The following is a 16,159-nucleotide window of genomic DNA, read 5'->3' as shown; positions in this document are numbered from 1 at the left end:
GGATCCCGTCCAGCCGGTTACGGGGCTGCCCAGATCACGAGCTGCAGCTCACTGTCGTCTATCAGCCGGTACTCCGGGAGGCGACCGGACAGCTTCTCGCATTCTTGCATGATGATGGGCACGCCGTCTCCCCGCCGGTCCATTAGATTCACACGGCCAAGGCCGGTAGGCGCCGGACAGCGCGCCAGCAGTGAGACGATCAGCTCGTTCCGGCTGGCTTGGCGCAAATGCAGGCTGTCAGGAGTGAGAGTGTTCGCCAGAGCGCCCGGGACATGGAGTTCAAGGCGATCCCCGAAGAGGTGCAGCCGCACGCGCGCGCCCGCCACCGAGTAGTCCCGGTGCGCCACCGCGTTAACCAACGCCTCGAACACCGCCCGATCGCTGAACTGCGGGCGATCCACACGCGCGGTCGCTTTGCTTGCACGCACGAGCATGTTCCGGCGCACGAAATGCAGCGCCTCGGCGACCTGAACGTCGAGCGACCCGCCGATATCCCGGGCGTCAGTCTGATAGTCGATGTCGGTGCGCTCCCCGGCGTAGCTGACCGCTTGCACGTATGCGTGAGGCAACCACGTTCGTGGTTCGCGCGTGCACAGCAGGACACCGGCGAGCGTGATCCGCGCCCGCCCCTCATCGTCGTCGGCCACGAGGCGAAGCTTTCGCGCCGCGGTCTCTGTGACGCCGTCCTCATCGGGTTCTCCCCGAAGGAATCGGCGCGTCAGCGCATAGTCCAGATCGCCCGTCGCGGTCCCCGGCACAATGGACTCGTCGAACCGGATCATTCGAGTCTGGCTACGTTCCTGAAAGAGTCGAGCCAGAACCTCCGGAGCCATTTCCCGCTTCGAACTGCCGATCCGGCGGAAATATCCGCCCGGACTCTTGTGTACGAACAGGCTACGGGGAATGTCCAGGCGAACGACCGGAACCAACTGACCATTCCGGGCCGGCAACTCCAACTTTCGGATATCGGCATTGAGCGCCGGCTTCACGGAGTCCTTGCAGATTTCCTGCGCCCAGCCTTCGACGGCATCCAGATCCTGGAGCGGAATACCAAGAATCTCCTGGGTCTCGTCGTCTACACCCAGGACCACGGTGCCGCCTCTGGCGTTGGCCAGGGCGGCCAACTCGTCTGCCATGGGATTGCGCTTCGGTTCCGATACGCGGCCGACAGCCACTACTACACGCTTGAACTCCAGAGTCGAGTCCTCGCCGAGCCGGATTCGTCTGACAAGTTCGGCGTTGGTCATTCCATTTCCCAATCTATTAACTAATCGGTGGAGCGGGAGCCGGTGTGTCCAGCAACGGCCGGTCAATCCAGCGCTTCCGGCGGTGGCTCCTGTCGCGGCCCGATCTGTCGGCGCAACGCCTTGATGTCCTCGTGCGCAACAGCCAACTGGGCTTGCAATTCCTGCAACCCGGCCTGGAGCCGGGCCACCCAATGAGGTTCCCCGGCCGGCAATTCCGGGGTCCCGTCCACCTCCTGGATCGTCTCCTGGCGATGCCCTCTCGGCGGCCCGACGTAAAATTCAAGTTCCAGCGCCCGGCAGATTTCTGCCAGGCGTTCGCTTCCGGGTTCCCGGCCGCGGAGGACCGATCGGATGGCGTTCTGGGGCAGCCCCGCGTCCACGGCTGCCCGGTAGGCGTTGGTCCCGCGGCGTTCCAATTCCCGGCGAATGACGGCTGTGATCTCCGAAATCTGCATTCCGTGATGATACCGAGAGACGTTTTCACTATCAATAGTAAAATACTACTCCTATTTGTCCATTTATCGACAATCCCCAATATCGTGAATCTGTCGGAGGCGACCATGGTCATCCCATTGCCGGTGTTGTACCGGTACCCGGTAGGGAGGGGATTTCATACACACCGATATCGAGCCGGCGTGATCAAGCCGGGAATTTGCGTGTTGCCGATCAAGGGAAACGTTCCAATCCCGTAGCGACGACGACCAGGATCGGGTGTCGGTCCACTCAAGTCTCCGCCAGGGTCTGCTCCATGGCCCGGCGCAGCCGCACAGCCTCCAGATCCGGATCGATCTCCACGTCGGACCAGCTCAGGGAGCGGCCCGCCGGAACATCGCGGCGCAACCGGACGCCGTGGGTGAGGCCGATGGGCAGACCGTGCGACGCCACGCTGTCGGCGGCGGTCATGAGCCTTCCCCACACGGTGTAGCCGCCCTCGCCGTCCAGGACCTCCCCCTGCCGGAGGTCCCGCTTGGCCACCGCCACCACGTCCCCCGCGAAACGGGTCGGGCAGCCGGTGGGCTCGCCGCGCAACACGGCGGAGAGAATGGAGATGCCCAGCTCCAGCCCGATCAGGTGAAAGGGCTTGTAGTGGGCGGCATAACCACCCGACTCATTGGTACTCAGGCCGTATTGCGAGAAGCAAGCGGCGGTGTAATCGTTGGGCGCCTCGACCACGACGTAGACTCCCCAGCGCAAATCCCTTTCCACGGCGCTGCCGTCCCGGTTCAGAGATGAGACCACCTCCACCTGGCCCCGGTGGTGCAGTCGGCCGCCGGCTTCCCGGGGACAGAGCGCCTGGGCGAGCTCGTCCACTCCACAGGGCGGAAAGGTCAGCCCGCCGGGAGCCGGAGTCAGCCCCGTGGCATTGGCCACCGCCGCCATCTCGATGGCCGACTTGGTCCCGTCCAGGAACGAATTGAACATCCGGGGATTCATCCGGGCGGCCCGGGCCGCCTCGGCGGTGATTCCGTAATGGTCCCAGACCGTCTCCGGAGTCGACGCGTGGTAGGAGGGCAGATACCGGGTCCCTTTGCCGGCGGCGGCCACCCGGAAACCGCAGGCTCGAGCCCAGTCCACCATTTCGCAGATCAGAGCCGGCTGGTCGCCGTAAGCCATGGAATAGACCACTCCCGAGGCGGCCGCTTCCCGGGCCAGCTCCAGGCCGGCCAGCACGTCGGCCTCGACATTGACCATGACGACGTGCTTCCCCGCCCGAATGGCGCTGCGGGCGTGGGCGAGTCCGGCCAGAGGCTGTCCGGTGGCTTCCACCACCACATCGACGTCATCGGCGGCGGCCAGCTCCAGGCCGTCGCGGACGATGCGTGTGCGGTCCACCAACTCCCGGTCCCAGCCTGCGGCCAGACAGGTCCGGCGCGCCCGGTCCGGGTCGAGATCCGCAATGACCGGAACCACCAGACCGCGGGTCGACGGCACTTGGGACAGGAACATGGAACCGAACTTGCCGGCGCCGATGAGACCCGCACGCACCGGCCCCCGGCTTTCGAGCCGCCTTTGAAGCAGTTGGTGCAGATTCATGGCCGCTCCCTTGCCGTGCCGCCCGGCAGGAGCCGGGACGGGACCGCGAATTACGGAGAGCCGGACTCCGTGTGGAGGCTGCGGTCGCCGCCGTAGGAGACGCCCTCGTCGTTGGCCACCACCAGACGATAGTGGTAACCGGTCTCGGGTTTCAGGCCCCGGATCTCCTGAAAGACGGTGCGGGGGCTGACCTGCTGCCCGGCATACTGCTCGGGCGTCCTGGAGCCGTAACCCGGGTTGTTCCCGTATTCGAAGTAATACCGGGAACGGAGTCCCATGGCGTTGAGCCGGCCCTGGACCTTGACCTCGCGGGTTCCGACGCGAAGAGCCTGCCCGGTTCGCGCGCGGGGCTTGCGGCTTTCGGGAACGGTGAAGGCGCGGTCCTCGCCGTAGACGGTTCCTTCCGCGCTGGACGCCACCAGCCGGTAGTGGACCGTCGCGCCCGGCGTCAGACCCTCCAGGTCGGTGTTCACGTAATAGAGGCCGTCATCCGGAAGCATCCGGGCGCCGCTGCCAAAGACCTCGATCTCACCCAGTCCCCAGTGCTCGTCCCGGTAGCCGGAGAGCAGCCGGAACTTCAGATAGCGGGCCTTTGCCGCGAGGCCCGTTTCCAGAGTGAAGGCGAAGTTGGGTCCGTGTTCGGCTTCTTCCGGCAGGGTCAGGGTCGCTACCGTCTCATACTGCCGGTCGTCTTCGGACGCCAAAACCTCCAGTTCCTTACCCGGCCACTCCGGATTCTGATGGATCTGGATGGTCTTCACTGTGACCTCGCGGTCCAGTTCGAAGAGGAACTCCTGAGGCTGATCCGGCCGGCTCCCGCTGCGCCAGGTGCGGCCCGGTCCGTGCCGCCATCCGTCGGTGAGCTGGGCCGGAGCGTCGGGCGCCCCTTCCGGCCAGCGAATCAATTTGCCGCCGTTGGACGGATAGACCAGGGAATGATTCCGGTAGACGAGCCGAAAGTCGTCGAAGTCCAGAGAGCCCGTAGGGGGATTGTCGATGTCCACCGTGGCCGCCAGGTGAAAGAAGTCGCAATTAACGTGGGCCTGGGCCTGATCGATGGACCAGTAGGCGTAGCGGGCGGCGCTCTCTCCCTGGAGCGTGGGATTGTTCCCCCCATAGGTCCATTGCGCGGAATCGTTCAGCAACCGGTAATCGACCAGGTTCCAGCGTCCGTCGAGCAGTTGATCGGTGAGGGTATAACCCGTGTAGGCCCAGTTGGCGCGGCGCCATCCCGGCTGGTGCCCGAGCTCGATGTTGCTCTGGCTCTGCGTCCACCACAAGACTTCGGAGCCGTTGGGCCGCCAATCGTTTCCCCTGGCCCAGAGGCTCACGCGTGCCCCCCGGAGATCCGGATCGCCCCCACCCAGCCAGGCGCGGGACGTGTCCTCTCCCGCACCCAGGGATCCGGTCCAGAGGTACTTGGTCAGATGGAGGGTGCCGATCCCGTCGTCGTGATTGCGATCGTGGCGGCTCGGCTCCGAGAACCGGACGAATCCGCCCTCGGCGCCTCCCGCCTCGATGCTCTCGGCCGTCAGCCAACTGGCCCATCCTCCGAGGCCCTGGTCCCAGGTCTCGTGATAGTAGGCGCCGAGCCGCGGCGGCACCGGCGTCTCCCCGGTGCGCGATCCGTACTCGGTCGAAAGGCCGTACTCGAAGTAGTAGGTGGAGTAGCGTCCGTGCGGGTGGATGCTGCCGTTGACGGTCATCGCCGTCGTGCCCAGGGCGCTCGCGGACCCCGTGGCCACGTCGGGAAGCGGGGCCGGCGTGTCTCCCGGACCGCCGCTCTCCAGGGAGCATGCGCCGAGCATCAGTGACAGGAGCAGTAATTTGAAAAGGCCGATCGGATTCATGGTTCCAGACATCACTGCAGTTTAATGGCCCGGATGCGGTTGTTGTAGTGATCGCTCACCAGCAGGCATCCCTCTACCAGCGCCAAGCCGGTAGGATGGTTGAAACGGCAGCGGGAGGCCGGACCCCCGTCTCCCGATTCTCCGCCTTCACCGGTGCCGGCCAGCACGCGCACGCCCCGTTCCCGGGTCGAGACCAGCACCCGGTGGTTGCCCGTGTCCGCGATGTAGAGATTGCCCTCCCGGTCCACGGCCACTCCACGTGGAGAGTCGAGAGGAGCGCCATCCGCCCGGGCGCCGTCGGGAGCCCGCCCCCGCCGTCCCGTCCCGACCACGGTCCGCATTCGCCCGTCGACGTCGACGCGGCGGACGGCGTGGTTTCCGGTATCGGCGAAATAGAGGTTCCCCTGCCGGTCCAGGGCCAGGGCCGACGGTCCTGATATCGAAGCTTCGCGAGCCGGTCCCCCGTCTCCACCGAATCCCGGCCTCCCGGTGCCGGCCACGGTGGTGATGACCCCGGTGGCGGGATCGACCCGGCGAATTCGCCCCACCGAGTCTCCGAGGTAGACCTCGCCCCGGGGCGACGCGGCCACCGAGAGGGGGGCCGTCACCGCGGCGGAGACGGAGGGCCCTCCGTCTCCCGAGTCGTAGCTCATGCCGGTTCCCACATGGGTCGCAATCGAGCCCGAAGAATCGACCCTCCGGATTCGGTTGTAGCGGGTGTCGGCAATGTAGATCTCGCCTTCCGGCCCCCGGGCCACGTCGTGAGGGTTGCCCAGATAGGCGTCGACGGCTGCCCCGCCGTCCCCGCCGTAGAAGCGCACGCCGTTCCCGGCGACGGTCCGGATCCGCCAGGTCTCCAGGTCGATGGCCCGGATGCGCTGACCCCAGAGGTCGGCGAAATAAACGGTGCCTTCGGGTCCCGCCGCGATGCCGTTGGGACCCGTGATGAAGGCGCTCGTCGCCACACCGCCATCTCTCACCGACGAGCCCCCCAGCACCGTGGAGACGACGCCGGTCCTCCCGTCCACCCTTCTCAGCCGCCCGCTGCAATCGCCCCAGAAGGTGGTGCCGTCGGGATCGGCCCAGAGACCGGACTCGCAGGAATTGATCCGGCTGTCGGGACCGGCATCACCGTCCTCGCCGAACCCGGGAATCCCGGTACCCACCACGGTTTGGACGATGCCCGTGGCCGCGTCCACCCGGCGCACGCGGAAACCGTATTTCTCGGCCACATACAGATTGTCCCGGGCGTCGATGAAGATGGCGTCGGGCATGATGATGCAGGCGGCGGAGGCCGGGCCTCCGTCGCCGATGGAGGATCGGAGGGAGCCGCAGTCCACGCCCACGGGATAGGGGTTGCCCAGCACGGTGGTCAGAATGCCCCGGCGGTCCACCTTGCGGATCCGGTCGTTGCTGTTGTCGCAGATGTAGAGGTTGTCTCGGGAATCGACCGCCAGGTGCTCGCAGTGATAGAGCGCCGCCTCCAACGCCGGGATCCCGTCGCCGTTGTATCCCCCGACGCCGATGCCGGCGTAACGGCGGATGATGCCCTGGGTATCCACCTTCCGCACCGTGGACGAGGGTTCGTCGGCGATGTAGAGATTGCCCTGCGAGTCCTTGGCCATGCCGGAGGAGATGTCCAGTTGCGCCTCCGTCGCCGGGCCTCCGTCCCCTTCCCGGCCCCGGACCCCGCACCCGGCCACGGTAGTGATGACGCCGGTGGCGGCATCGATGCGGCGGATCCGGTAGTTCCCCAGATCGCTCAGGTAGAGATTCCCTTCCGGGTCCCTCCAGAGGTCATGGGGAGAATCGAAACGGGCGTGCCTGGCAGGTCCTCCATCTCCGGCAAACCCCTGGACTCCGTCGCCGGCGAAGGTGTGCAGCATTCCCTGGCCGTCGATCCTCCAGATCCGCTGGCCGTGGTAGTCCACCACCAGGAGATCTCCCCGGGGGTCGCGCACCACTCCCATGGGCCAACCCGCGTCGGTGGAGGCGGCCTCGGTTCCCGACTGCCAGCCCACCCCGGCGATGGTGGCCACGTGACCGCGGGGGAGGTTTCGGAGAAACGTTCTCAATGACATGGTATCGCCTCGTGAAACCCGGCCATTCTAACCGGCGCGGAAGCTCCTTTCTTCATTGTGCGATAACCACGACTTGATCATCGAAGAGTGGTTACAAGTCAGCGAAGGGGCATGTGGTTACGTCCGAGCCCAAAGGCAAACGAACGTCACCGGGATGAACGAGGTATCCCGACAGCGCCGCCTCCTTCAGGTCCTTCCGGAAAGTCTTGATGGAACCAGCCATTGCCCGGCGCGGCGTGGCGGACAGCTTTACCTCCAACGGCACCATCTGCCCCCCGGTCTCGACCACGAAGTCGATCTCCGTCCCGGCCATCGTCCTCCAAAAGTAGATCCGCGGCTCGATCCCTCGATGCGTCAGCGTTCGGACGATCTCGGACAACACCGCCGTCTCCAGGATAGCGCCGCCCATGGGACCCGAGGCGGCGTGTTCGGGGTCCCTGAGACCCACGAGGTGACAGAGTGTCCCCGTGTCGGTGAAATACACTTTCGGGCGCTTGACGAGGCGTTTCCCGACGTTGGCGAAGTAGGGGCGCAGCACCGTGACCTGGTAGCTGGCTTCAAGCACCGAGAGCCAGGCCTTGACGGTATTGACGGCGACGCCCAGGTCTCGTGCGACATCCGTCAGGTTCAAGAGTTGAGCGCTTCTGGCCGCCAGAACCCGGACAAAACTCTGATACCGGGTCAGGTCGCCTACCTGCCGGAGGGTGCGAACGTCCCGCTCGAGATAGGTCTGGATATAGCTGGAATGCCAGAGGGACACGTCCCTTTCAGGCTGGGACACGAGTTCCGGGTACCCGCCCCGAATAAAGTTTTTCCAGAGTCCTCCAAATGCGTAAGCCGGCATTGAAGCCGGGTGCCCGCTACGTTCCCAGGGAAGAAGCAGCCGCGGCCGTCCTTCGGCTTCACGTCTGGAGAGAGGCAACAACCGAAGCATGGCCGCGCGGCCCGCCAACGACTCGGTCACCTTCTCCATGAGCAACAGGTTCTGCGAGCCGGTGAGCAGGTACTGCCCCGTCCGATGCCTGTTCGCATCGATCTTCTCCTTGATGTATGGAAGCAGCCCGGGAACGTACTGCACCTCATCGAAAATCGCCGGCGGCCGGCAGGTTTCCAAGAAACTGCGCGGATCATGCAGCGCGGACGCCTGAACGTCCGGAGGCTCCAGGGAGACGTACCGGCAGCGGCCTCCGAAGAGCCTCTGCAGGATCGTTGTCTTGCCGGACTGGCGCGGTCCGGTCAGAACGACGGCGGGAAACTGGGAGAACGCCTTCCTGAGCACCGGTTCCAGAGAACGCTCAATGTAGTTTTGCATCCTGGGACTGGATCGTTGTCGATGGAAAAGCGGGAAATGACCGTCTTTATATCGACATTATGCATTTCAAATGCACAATGTCAACTCAACGTTAGAATCCGACGGGGTTCACGGACCGGCTGCGCCGCGGAGCTGGTTGGCCCGTTCGTCGTGGTGACGCGCTTTTTCGGCGGCGCCGCGGGCCTGGTAGACCGCCTTCATGAGGAGGTGGTGATTCGGATTCCTGTCGTCCAGTTCCAGGGTCCGCCGGCCCAGCTCCTCGGCCTCCTCCAGTCGCTGCTGGTAAATGCGGCAGAAGGCCAGAAAGAAGGGGCCGGCCGCGAAATCGGCATCGATCCGGATCATCTTCTGCGAGAATTCCTCGGCCCCGGCGACGTTTCCCCGCTGGAGCTCCAGCTCGGCCAGGCTGGCCAGAATCAGGAGGCGCCCGGGACAGAGCTCGAGCCCGCGATTCAAGTGCTGGCGGGCCAAGCCGTACTTCTTCTCCTGCTTTTCCATCAAGCCCAGCAAGAGGTACCCCTGGCAGTCTCCGCCCACTTTTTCCAGATATGTCAGGAGATGGGTCCTGGCCTCCGTCCAGTCTCCTTGTCCGTAGGCCAGCGTTCCCCGGCCGAGCCCGGTCAGGGCCGTTCCCGGCGTGAGCTCCTCCGCCTTCTCGTAGGCCTTGAGGGCGTCCTCCTTACGGCCCAGCTCCAGAAAGACGTCTCCCAGGTCGGCAAAGACCTCGGCCGAGGACTTGGGGGAATCGGCCATGAGACTCAGCGATTTCAGGCGCCCCTGCAGATGGCCGACCCGCCGATGGTGCTCCAGCACCTTCTTCCCTTCCCGTTCCTTCCCCTGGCGAATCAGGGCGGACCCCAGGCTGAAGAGGGCCCCCTGATGGTCCGGCTGGCGGGCCAACACCTGGCGGAATCGCTCCGAGGCCCGGGCCGCATCCCCGGCCTTGAAATCCAGCCGCCCCAGGTGGAAAAGCGCGTTCGGATCATCGGGCTTGAGGGAGAGAGTCCTCTCGAAGTGTCCGCGAGCCTTTTCGTCCTGATGCAAGTGGAAATAGGCGATCCCGAAGCCCAGCTCCAACTCCCACCCGTGGACTCCCAGCTCCCTGGCACTTCGAAAACTGTCGAGAGCCTTGGAATAGTCCCGCAGGATGGTGTGGCAGACGCCTGCCTGGTAATGGGCTTGCGGGTTGGGATCGGGTCCCCGGAGCGACGCTTCCAGGTCGGCCAGAGCCCCCACGTAGTCTTCGCTGACCGCAATCTTCCGGAGAGCCCGTTCCAGCAACGGATCAGGCCGAGGGGGAATCCCCTGGAGGAGAAAAAGCACCCCCCAGGCGGCCGGGAGGATGAAATTCACGTCAGCTCGACTCCTTGACCGGCAGGATACGGTCCACATTCACGGGGGCCGGCACCGTTTGCCGCCTGCCGCAGGGCCAGAGGACTTCGATGGAATCGATCTTGACCGCGGCGCCCAGTCCGAAATGGACCCGCAGATCGCTCTGGCTCAGGTAGCTGCTTCCGGCCCGGACTTCCTGGCTGAGCCGGCGGCCTCCCGCCTCAAGCCGCACCTTGGCGCCCACCCCGTCCCGATTGCAGTGAGTCCCCTCGAGCCGCAGTTGCAGCCAGTGGTGATTCCCCGCCGACCGATTCTCCAGCAGGTCCGCCTTCTGATTGTTGTTGGTCACCAGCAGGTCCAGACGGCCGTCGTTGTTGTAGTCGGCCACGGCCGAACCTCGAGACACGTTCCTGCGCGAGAAATAAGGCCCGGACCTCGCCGAGACGGCATCGAACCGGCCGTCGCCCCGGTTTCGAAAGAGCTGGTTGGGCTGGGCATATTCCAGGCTGGGATTGATGGTGTTGATGTTGTCGAACACGTGACCGTTGGCCACGAAGAGGTCGAGCAGCCCGTCGTTGTCGTAATCCAGGAAATTGGCGCCGAACCCCAGCGGCAGGAAGCTCTCCTGGGAGAGCCCGGCCTGGAGCGTATGGTCCGTGAGGATCCCCTGGCCGTTGTTCCAGTACAGGTCGTTGGTCTGGAGCGAGAAGTTGGTCACGAAGATGCTGTAGAGTCCGTTCCCGGCCAGATCGCCGGCGTCCACGCCCATCCCCGATTGCGCCATGCCCATCCCGTTGAAGGCGCCTCCGGACAGCAACGAGACGTCCTCGAAGACGCCGTTGCCCCCATTCCGGAAGACATAGTTGGCCGTGGTGTCGTTGGCCACGTAGAGATCCAGATCGCCGTCCCCCTCCAGATCCAGCCAGAGCACGCCCAGGCTCTTGGAATATTGAGCCTCCTCCGTCACGCCGGCCTTCTCGTTCGCTTGCTCAAAGGTTCCGTCGCCCCGGTTGCGGTAGAGCGTATTGGGAACACCGTCGTAGCTGTGGGGAAAACAGTAGATAAGGAGCTCTCCCGAATAGCAGCGGCGGTGAGTGTCGAAGGTGAACCTCAGATAGTTGCCGACGTAAAGATCCAGCCAGCCGTCCTGGTCGTAGTCTCCGAAGGCGGCGCTGGTGCTCCAGAGAGGGTCGGCCACGCCGGCGGCAGCCGAGACATCGGTAAAGGTGCCGTCCCCATTGTTGCGGTAAAGAACGTTGGGCCCCAGGTTGGTGACGTAGAGGTCCACGTCCCCGTCGTTGTCGTAGTCGGCGAAGACACAGCCCATGCCATAGGAGGGATCGCCGACCCGGGCCTGCTCCGTCACGTCGCTGAAGCTTCCGTCCCCGTTGTTGCGAAAGAGCCGGTTCGTTCCCGGCGGCGCCGAAGGAGACGAGGGAGTGGGGCCGCTGTTGACCAGGTAGACGTCCATCCAGCCGTCGCCATCGTAGTCCAGGAAGCCTCCCCCGGAACCCATGGTCTCGACCAGGTACTTTTCCGGAGACGCGCCGCTGCTGTGGATGAAGGAGAGGCCGGCCTCACCGCTCACGTCCCGAAAAGAGGGTGCGGAATCGGACGCGGCGCCGGCGTGCAGGCTGAGCGGGCGCGCCAGGGCGAAAACGAACAAAAAGAGCTTCAACCAACGCTGAAGGGGACCCTCGAACGTACTCGGGAACACCGGACGGAGCCCGGCACGGATGAGGGATTTGTGGAGCAAACCGGATCTCTCAATCGCCCCGGATCTCGAAGTTGGCGCGCTTGGAGGCCTCCTGGCCACTGATCCGGTCACGGAGCTGCATCATGACCTGGTAACGTCCCGGCTCCACCCCCTCCAGGGGCATGGTATGCATCAAGATCACCCGGTCTTCCATCTGCAGCAGCCTGGGTTCCTCCGACCGGATCTGTTCGCGTCCCTTCATGATCACGAACTCGGCGTCCAGCGCCGGTTGGCGCGTCGCCTGATCCAGAGCCACTTCATAGGCCTCCGAGTAGAGGCTGAGGAAGGCCCCGGGAGAGAATTCCTGGGAGACGTTGGGATAGACCTTGATTCCGCTGGGCGTCACGAAGGGGTCGGAGAGGGTCTGCTCCGGAGCAGAAGAGGCGAATCCGTCGGCCACCACCAGGGTGCTGCTGGTGAGGGATCCCATCTGGGTCTTGGACAGGTGGACCGACGACACTTCGATGGCGACCCGCTTGCTCGATTCTTCCTGCAGGATCACCGTCAGCTTGTACCGGCCCGGCCTGAGGGGCAACTGTTTCTGGTAGAGGAAGTTGGTGCCCGCCTTCAATCCCTTCGATTTGGAAGTGTCGGCAGCGATCAGATCCTCGAACTCGTAGACCACATTGCCGGTGAGGGTCTGGGCCTTCCCATAAACCTGGATGGTCGCCCGGGTGACATTCTTAAGATCGGCGTCGTAAGTCAGTTCGTGGGCCGGCACCCGGACGGTGAGGGGGACCAGGAAGGCGTCCTCACCCACCCGATAGTTCCCGATGACCATCTCCAGGGGAATGGGGTCGTACAGGAGGCGCGTTTCCACGTCGCCCCGGAGATGCTCGAATTCGACCTTGGGAGGCTTGTTGAGAAGGAAGTAGTTGCGCACCCGGTCGAACGGCTGGGCCCCCCGCATGAAGGTCCCGTCGTTGAGCCCGATGTTGCGCATGGCCAGATCCGCAAGCATCGTACCGTCGCGGGTGACGCCTCCGAACATCTCCTCGACGGTCGGGCTGGATCCGACCTGCCACAAGGCGTCCTTCTCGGAAGGCCTGAGCGCGATCTTGTACTCGCCCGTCTTGCTGGCGTCGACGAACTCGATCTCGATGCCGCTGCCCACCCCCGGGATGTAGTTGTAGAACCAGCGTTCGAAGGCATAGACGTTGGTCCAGCCGCCCCCTTCCTCCAGAACTCTCCGCTGGTAGAGGCCTCCGTGGTGACTCTCTTTCTGGCTGGGCGGACCGTAGGTGATGTAGATGCGGCCGCGATCCGTATACCAGCCTTCGACGCCCGAGTAGAAGTGGTCGTTGGCGTAGGCGATCCGCCGGTAGTGCTCCTCTTTGAATTCGTTGAGGGCGGATCGCGGATCCGGGTCCCGGCGGCGCCAGAACTGCTCGATGAAGGCGTCCCGTTCGGCGTCGGTGCTCAGGTTGTTGAAGACCTTTTTCTCTTCATCCGTGATGATGTAGACGACGTCCTCCGTCAACCACTTCTTGAAGTAGTCCTGCTGCTCCTCCACCCGCTGGCGCTGGTCGCGCTTCTTGGCCTCCTTCTCCCGTTTCCTTTCCTCCTTGGTCTTCCTGTCCTTGGATCCCAGTACGGGAGCGGGAGAAATCGCCACCAAAAGGAAAGCGACACCCAGAGTCTTGAGTAGAGAGTAAAGGATTCGCATAGTCCCCTGTCCTGTTCCTGGAATAAGCAAATTATATCACAGCAATCCGCCGGGATTTCCAAGGTCGGGCCGGCGAAGAGCAGATCCGTTCGTCCCCTCCCGATCTCACTCCCCGCGCCTCGTTTCTCACTTCTCCTCCAGGCTGTTACAATTCGGCCTCCCGCTTGTTCTTGGAACAATTCAGGACATCCGAAGGAGTAGATCCGATTATGGCTGGTCGGGTGAGGCGACGGTTGCACGGCGCTCTTCAACCAATTGCCGGATCCGTGCGAGCCGTCCCCTGGTTGCTGTGCCTGTGGCTTCCGGTTCAAGCCGCGGGCGCCGGAATCCGCGACATCACCTGGACCCCCGGGAAACCGCTGCCCTGGCCGACCAAGGGACAGGCGCAGGCCGTGTTGGGCGACGTTATCGTGGCGGCGGGAGCTCCGGGTTATCCGGGATGGAACCCAACCAGGAACTCGCGAGATCGGGGCAGGCACAACAGCGTATGGCTTTTCGACACCCGTACCAACAACTATGGGACTCTGCCTGACGCGCCGGTGGGCCTGAGCTGGCCTCAGGGCGTGGCGGTGGGAAACGACTTCTACCTCCTGACGGGAACCGTTCGCTGGCCCCAGGACCGCGTGGACATCACGACGGATCGCATGTTCCGGCTGTCCAGCAGGTCCGGAGAATGGCGGTGGCGTGAGATGCCGTCGCTGATCACCGGGCGCTTTCTCGCGGCCGCAGTCTCCTCCGGAACATCCATCGTCGTGCTGGGCGGGCAGGCCTCCTTCGGAGCGTCCCCCTTCACCGGAGACCATCCGGGCGTCTACATCAACTCGGTGGAGATCTTCGATACGGCCGAACCCGGGCGCGGATGGAGGGAAATCCCCCCCATTCCCGGCTTCGGCCGCGAGTCTTTGGCCGCCGTGGCCATCGGCGAGAAGGTGTACGTGTTCGGAGGCTTCTACGTCAACTACGCCGAGGGGGGAGACGATTTCCACCCGCATCGCCGGCACGGCGGAGATGCGTACGTCCTGAACCTTCGCTCCCTGCGCTGGCGGAGGCTTCCCGACCTGCCCTTTCCCGCCGGAGGCTGGGAAGCGGCCGTGCACCGGGACCGGTACGTCATCATCGCCGGGGGGATGAGAGACTATCCCGTGGACCATCCCTACGCCCACGCGGACCGGATCCCCGACCGGCCCGCTCCCAACTTCGAGGTGATGGTCTTCGACACTGAAGAGGAGGTCTACCGGATCCTTCCCACCAAGCTGCCTCCCTACCGGCCCCCTCCCGAGATGAGGCACAAGGCTCTGGACGTCGACTGGATCGATTTCTCCCGGGGAGTCTATCGGCTGGCCGCCGAGCTGAGCCTGGTGCGGGGCAAGCTGTACCTGGCGGGAGGCGAAGTGATCAGTCCGGCCAACGTCACCGACGAGGTCCTGGTGGGGACCATCATCGAGGAATGAGCGCCATGGCCCACCGTAGACGGCTACCGGCAGCCGACCACAGGCACCGGACGGTCCTGCCCCTGCCTCTGCTCCTGCTGGCACTCTGCGCGGGCTGCAGTGAGGGCGGCGAAGAGGTGCCGGAGATCCTCGACATCAGCTGGGAAATGGGCCCCTCCATTCCCTGGCCCACCAAGGGTCAGGCCCAGGCGTCCATCGGCGACCTGATCCTGGCCGCCGGGTCACCCGGTTTTCCAGGCTGGGAGCCGACGAGCCAGCGCTCCACGGGCAAGGGATGGCAGATCCGGGACCGGGGAAGGCACGTCTCGGGCTGGATCCTGGACACCCGGACCGAGGAGTACGGCTTGTTGCCCGAGTTGCCCGTGGGCATCAAGTGGCCTCAGGGCGCTGCCGTGGGGGAGGACTTCTATGTCTTTACCGGGTGGGTGATCTGGCCCGAGGAGCAGAACGAAAACACCAGCAATCGAATGTTCCGCCTCTCCGGCGCCGGGGACCGGAAACAGTGGGAGGAACTTCCGTCCCTCCGGGTGGGACGGTTTCTGCCGGGCGCCGCCGTCAGCGGCACCACCATCGTGGTGATCGGGGGACAGGCCACTTTCGGCGCCGTACCTTTCATGGGTGATCACCCCGGCGCCTACGTCAACTCGGTGGAGGCCTTCGACACGGCCGATCCCGGCGCCGGATGGCGGGACCTGCCGCCGCTGCCGGGCATGGCCCGCGAGTCACCCGCCACGACCGCCGTCGGCGACAACATCTACGTCTTCGGCGGGGACTACGTCAACTACGCGGAATCCAGGAACGGCCGGTTCGAGGGACACCTGCGCCATTGCGCGGACGGATACGTCCTCAATCTCAAAACCTTGCGTTGGCAGAGACTTCCGGATCTTCCCTTTCCGGTGCACGGCATGGAAGCCGTCGCCTACCGGGACCGGTTCATCATCATGGCCGGCGGCATCAAGGACTATCCGGTGGACCATCCGTATCGGTACAAGGACCGGATCCCCACGGTGCGCTCCCCCAACTTCGATGTCCTGGTGTTCGACACCGTGGAGAAGACCTACCGGACCCTTCCTTCCAAGATTCCTCCATTCCCGGTCCACCCGGAGCGGGAGCAACAGATCAGAGAGGCCACCGGCATCGACCTCTCGAAGGGAGTCTACCGGCTGGCGGCGGAACTGAGCCGGGTCGACAAGACCCTCTACCTCTGCGGCGGTGAGGTCATCAGCCCCCACAACGTCACCGAAGAAGTGGTCATCGGCACCATCATCGAGTGAGCGGAGCGGCGGTTTCCTAACCGCCGATTCTTGAGCGCCGGGAGACGCGAACAGGACCGGGCGATTAGGGAAAGGCACCAAAGGAGCGGCGGTTTCCTAACCGGAACTTCACTGCCCCTCAAGCCCTAGCAAATCATTGAAATAGCGCCGGTTACG

Annotated in this window: 11 protein-coding genes; 2 read left to right on the top strand and 9 right to left on the bottom strand. The window is 64.5% G+C overall.

Going from position 1 to position 16,159, the window contains the following annotated elements:
* Positions 1 to 17: 17 nt before the first annotated feature.
* The 9 genes from OXT71_06625 to OXT71_06585 all read right to left on the bottom strand — a co-directional run bounded on the left by OXT71_06625 (position 18) and on the right by OXT71_06585 (position 13,278).
* On the bottom strand, positions 18 to 1,247 hold the full coding sequence (locus OXT71_06625; GenBank protein MDE2926056.1) for a putative DNA binding domain-containing protein: 1,230 nt from the start codon (positions 1,245 to 1,247) through the stop codon (positions 18 to 20).
* Positions 1,248 to 1,309: 62 nt separating this feature from the next.
* Entirely contained in the window at positions 1,310 to 1,702 is a 393-nt protein-coding gene (locus tag OXT71_06620) for a hypothetical protein (GenBank protein ID MDE2926055.1), read from the bottom strand.
* 268 nt (positions 1,703 to 1,970) lie between these two features.
* On the bottom strand, positions 1,971 to 3,281 hold the full coding sequence (locus OXT71_06615; protein ID MDE2926054.1) for an SAF domain-containing protein: 1,311 nt from the start codon (positions 3,279 to 3,281) through the stop codon (positions 1,971 to 1,973).
* 50 nt (positions 3,282 to 3,331) lie between these two features.
* Entirely contained in the window at positions 3,332 to 5,131 is a 1,800-nt protein-coding gene (locus OXT71_06610) for a hypothetical protein (protein MDE2926053.1), read from the bottom strand.
* Positions 5,132 to 5,142: 11 nt separating this feature from the next.
* The gene (locus OXT71_06605) at positions 5,143 to 7,212 is read right to left on the bottom strand and encodes a hypothetical protein (protein MDE2926052.1); all 2,070 of its coding nucleotides are present in this window, start codon (positions 7,210 to 7,212) and stop codon (positions 5,143 to 5,145) included.
* A gap of 91 nt (positions 7,213 to 7,303) precedes the next feature.
* Positions 7,304 to 8,524 (bottom strand): ATP-binding protein, encoded by a 1,221-nt coding sequence (locus OXT71_06600; GenBank protein ID MDE2926051.1) that lies wholly within the window; start codon positions 8,522 to 8,524, stop codon positions 7,304 to 7,306.
* Between the two features lie 108 nt (positions 8,525 to 8,632).
* Complete coding sequence (locus tag OXT71_06595) at positions 8,633 to 9,877, bottom strand: tetratricopeptide repeat protein (GenBank protein ID MDE2926050.1); 1,245 nt, start codon at positions 9,875 to 9,877, stop codon at positions 8,633 to 8,635.
* A 1-nt stretch (position 9,878) separates the two neighbouring features.
* Complete coding sequence (locus OXT71_06590) at positions 9,879 to 11,612, bottom strand: CRTAC1 family protein (protein ID MDE2926049.1); 1,734 nt, start codon at positions 11,610 to 11,612, stop codon at positions 9,879 to 9,881.
* 10 nt (positions 11,613 to 11,622) lie between these two features.
* A complete protein-coding gene (locus OXT71_06585) occupies positions 11,623 to 13,278 on the bottom strand; it encodes a GWxTD domain-containing protein (protein ID MDE2926048.1) in 1,656 nt (551 codons plus the stop codon).
* 266 nt (positions 13,279 to 13,544) lie between these two features.
* Here OXT71_06585 and OXT71_06580 point away from each other — a divergent pair, with 266 nt between their 5' ends.
* Positions 13,545 to 14,729 (top strand): hypothetical protein, encoded by a 1,185-nt coding sequence (locus OXT71_06580; protein MDE2926047.1) that lies wholly within the window; start codon positions 13,545 to 13,547, stop codon positions 14,727 to 14,729.
* 5 nt (positions 14,730 to 14,734) lie between these two features.
* Positions 14,735 to 16,003 (top strand): hypothetical protein, encoded by a 1,269-nt coding sequence (locus OXT71_06575; GenBank protein ID MDE2926046.1) that lies wholly within the window; start codon positions 14,735 to 14,737, stop codon positions 16,001 to 16,003.
* Positions 16,004 to 16,159: the final 156 nt, after the last annotated feature.

The organism is Acidobacteriota bacterium (genome assembly GCA_028874215.1).
Classification (GTDB): Bacteria; Acidobacteriota; UBA6911; order RPQK01; family JAJDTT01; genus JAJDTT01.
This window is presented reverse-complemented; position numbering and strand designations above follow the sequence as displayed.

Coding starts and splice junctions, on each gene's coding strand:
- OXT71_06625 (MDE2926056.1), bottom strand. CDS start 1,247: ATGACCAACGCCGAACTTGTCAGACGAATCCGGCTCGGCGAGGACTCG.
- OXT71_06620 (MDE2926055.1), bottom strand. CDS start 1,702: ATGCAGATTTCGGAGATCACAGCCGTCATTCGCCGGGAATTGGAACGC.
- OXT71_06615 (MDE2926054.1), bottom strand. CDS start 3,281: ATGAATCTGCACCAACTGCTTCAAAGGCGGCTCGAAAGCCGGGGGCCG.
- OXT71_06610 (MDE2926053.1), bottom strand. CDS start 5,131: ATGAATCCGATCGGCCTTTTCAAATTACTGCTCCTGTCACTGATGCTC.
- OXT71_06605 (MDE2926052.1), bottom strand. CDS start 7,212: ATGTCATTGAGAACGTTTCTCCGAAACCTCCCCCGCGGTCACGTGGCC.
- OXT71_06600 (MDE2926051.1), bottom strand. CDS start 8,524: ATGCAAAACTACATTGAGCGTTCTCTGGAACCGGTGCTCAGGAAGGCG.
- OXT71_06585 (MDE2926048.1), bottom strand. CDS start 13,278: ATGCGAATCCTTTACTCTCTACTCAAGACTCTGGGTGTCGCTTTCCTT.
- OXT71_06575 (MDE2926046.1), top strand. CDS start 14,735: ATGGCCCACCGTAGACGGCTACCGGCAGCCGACCACAGGCACCGGACG.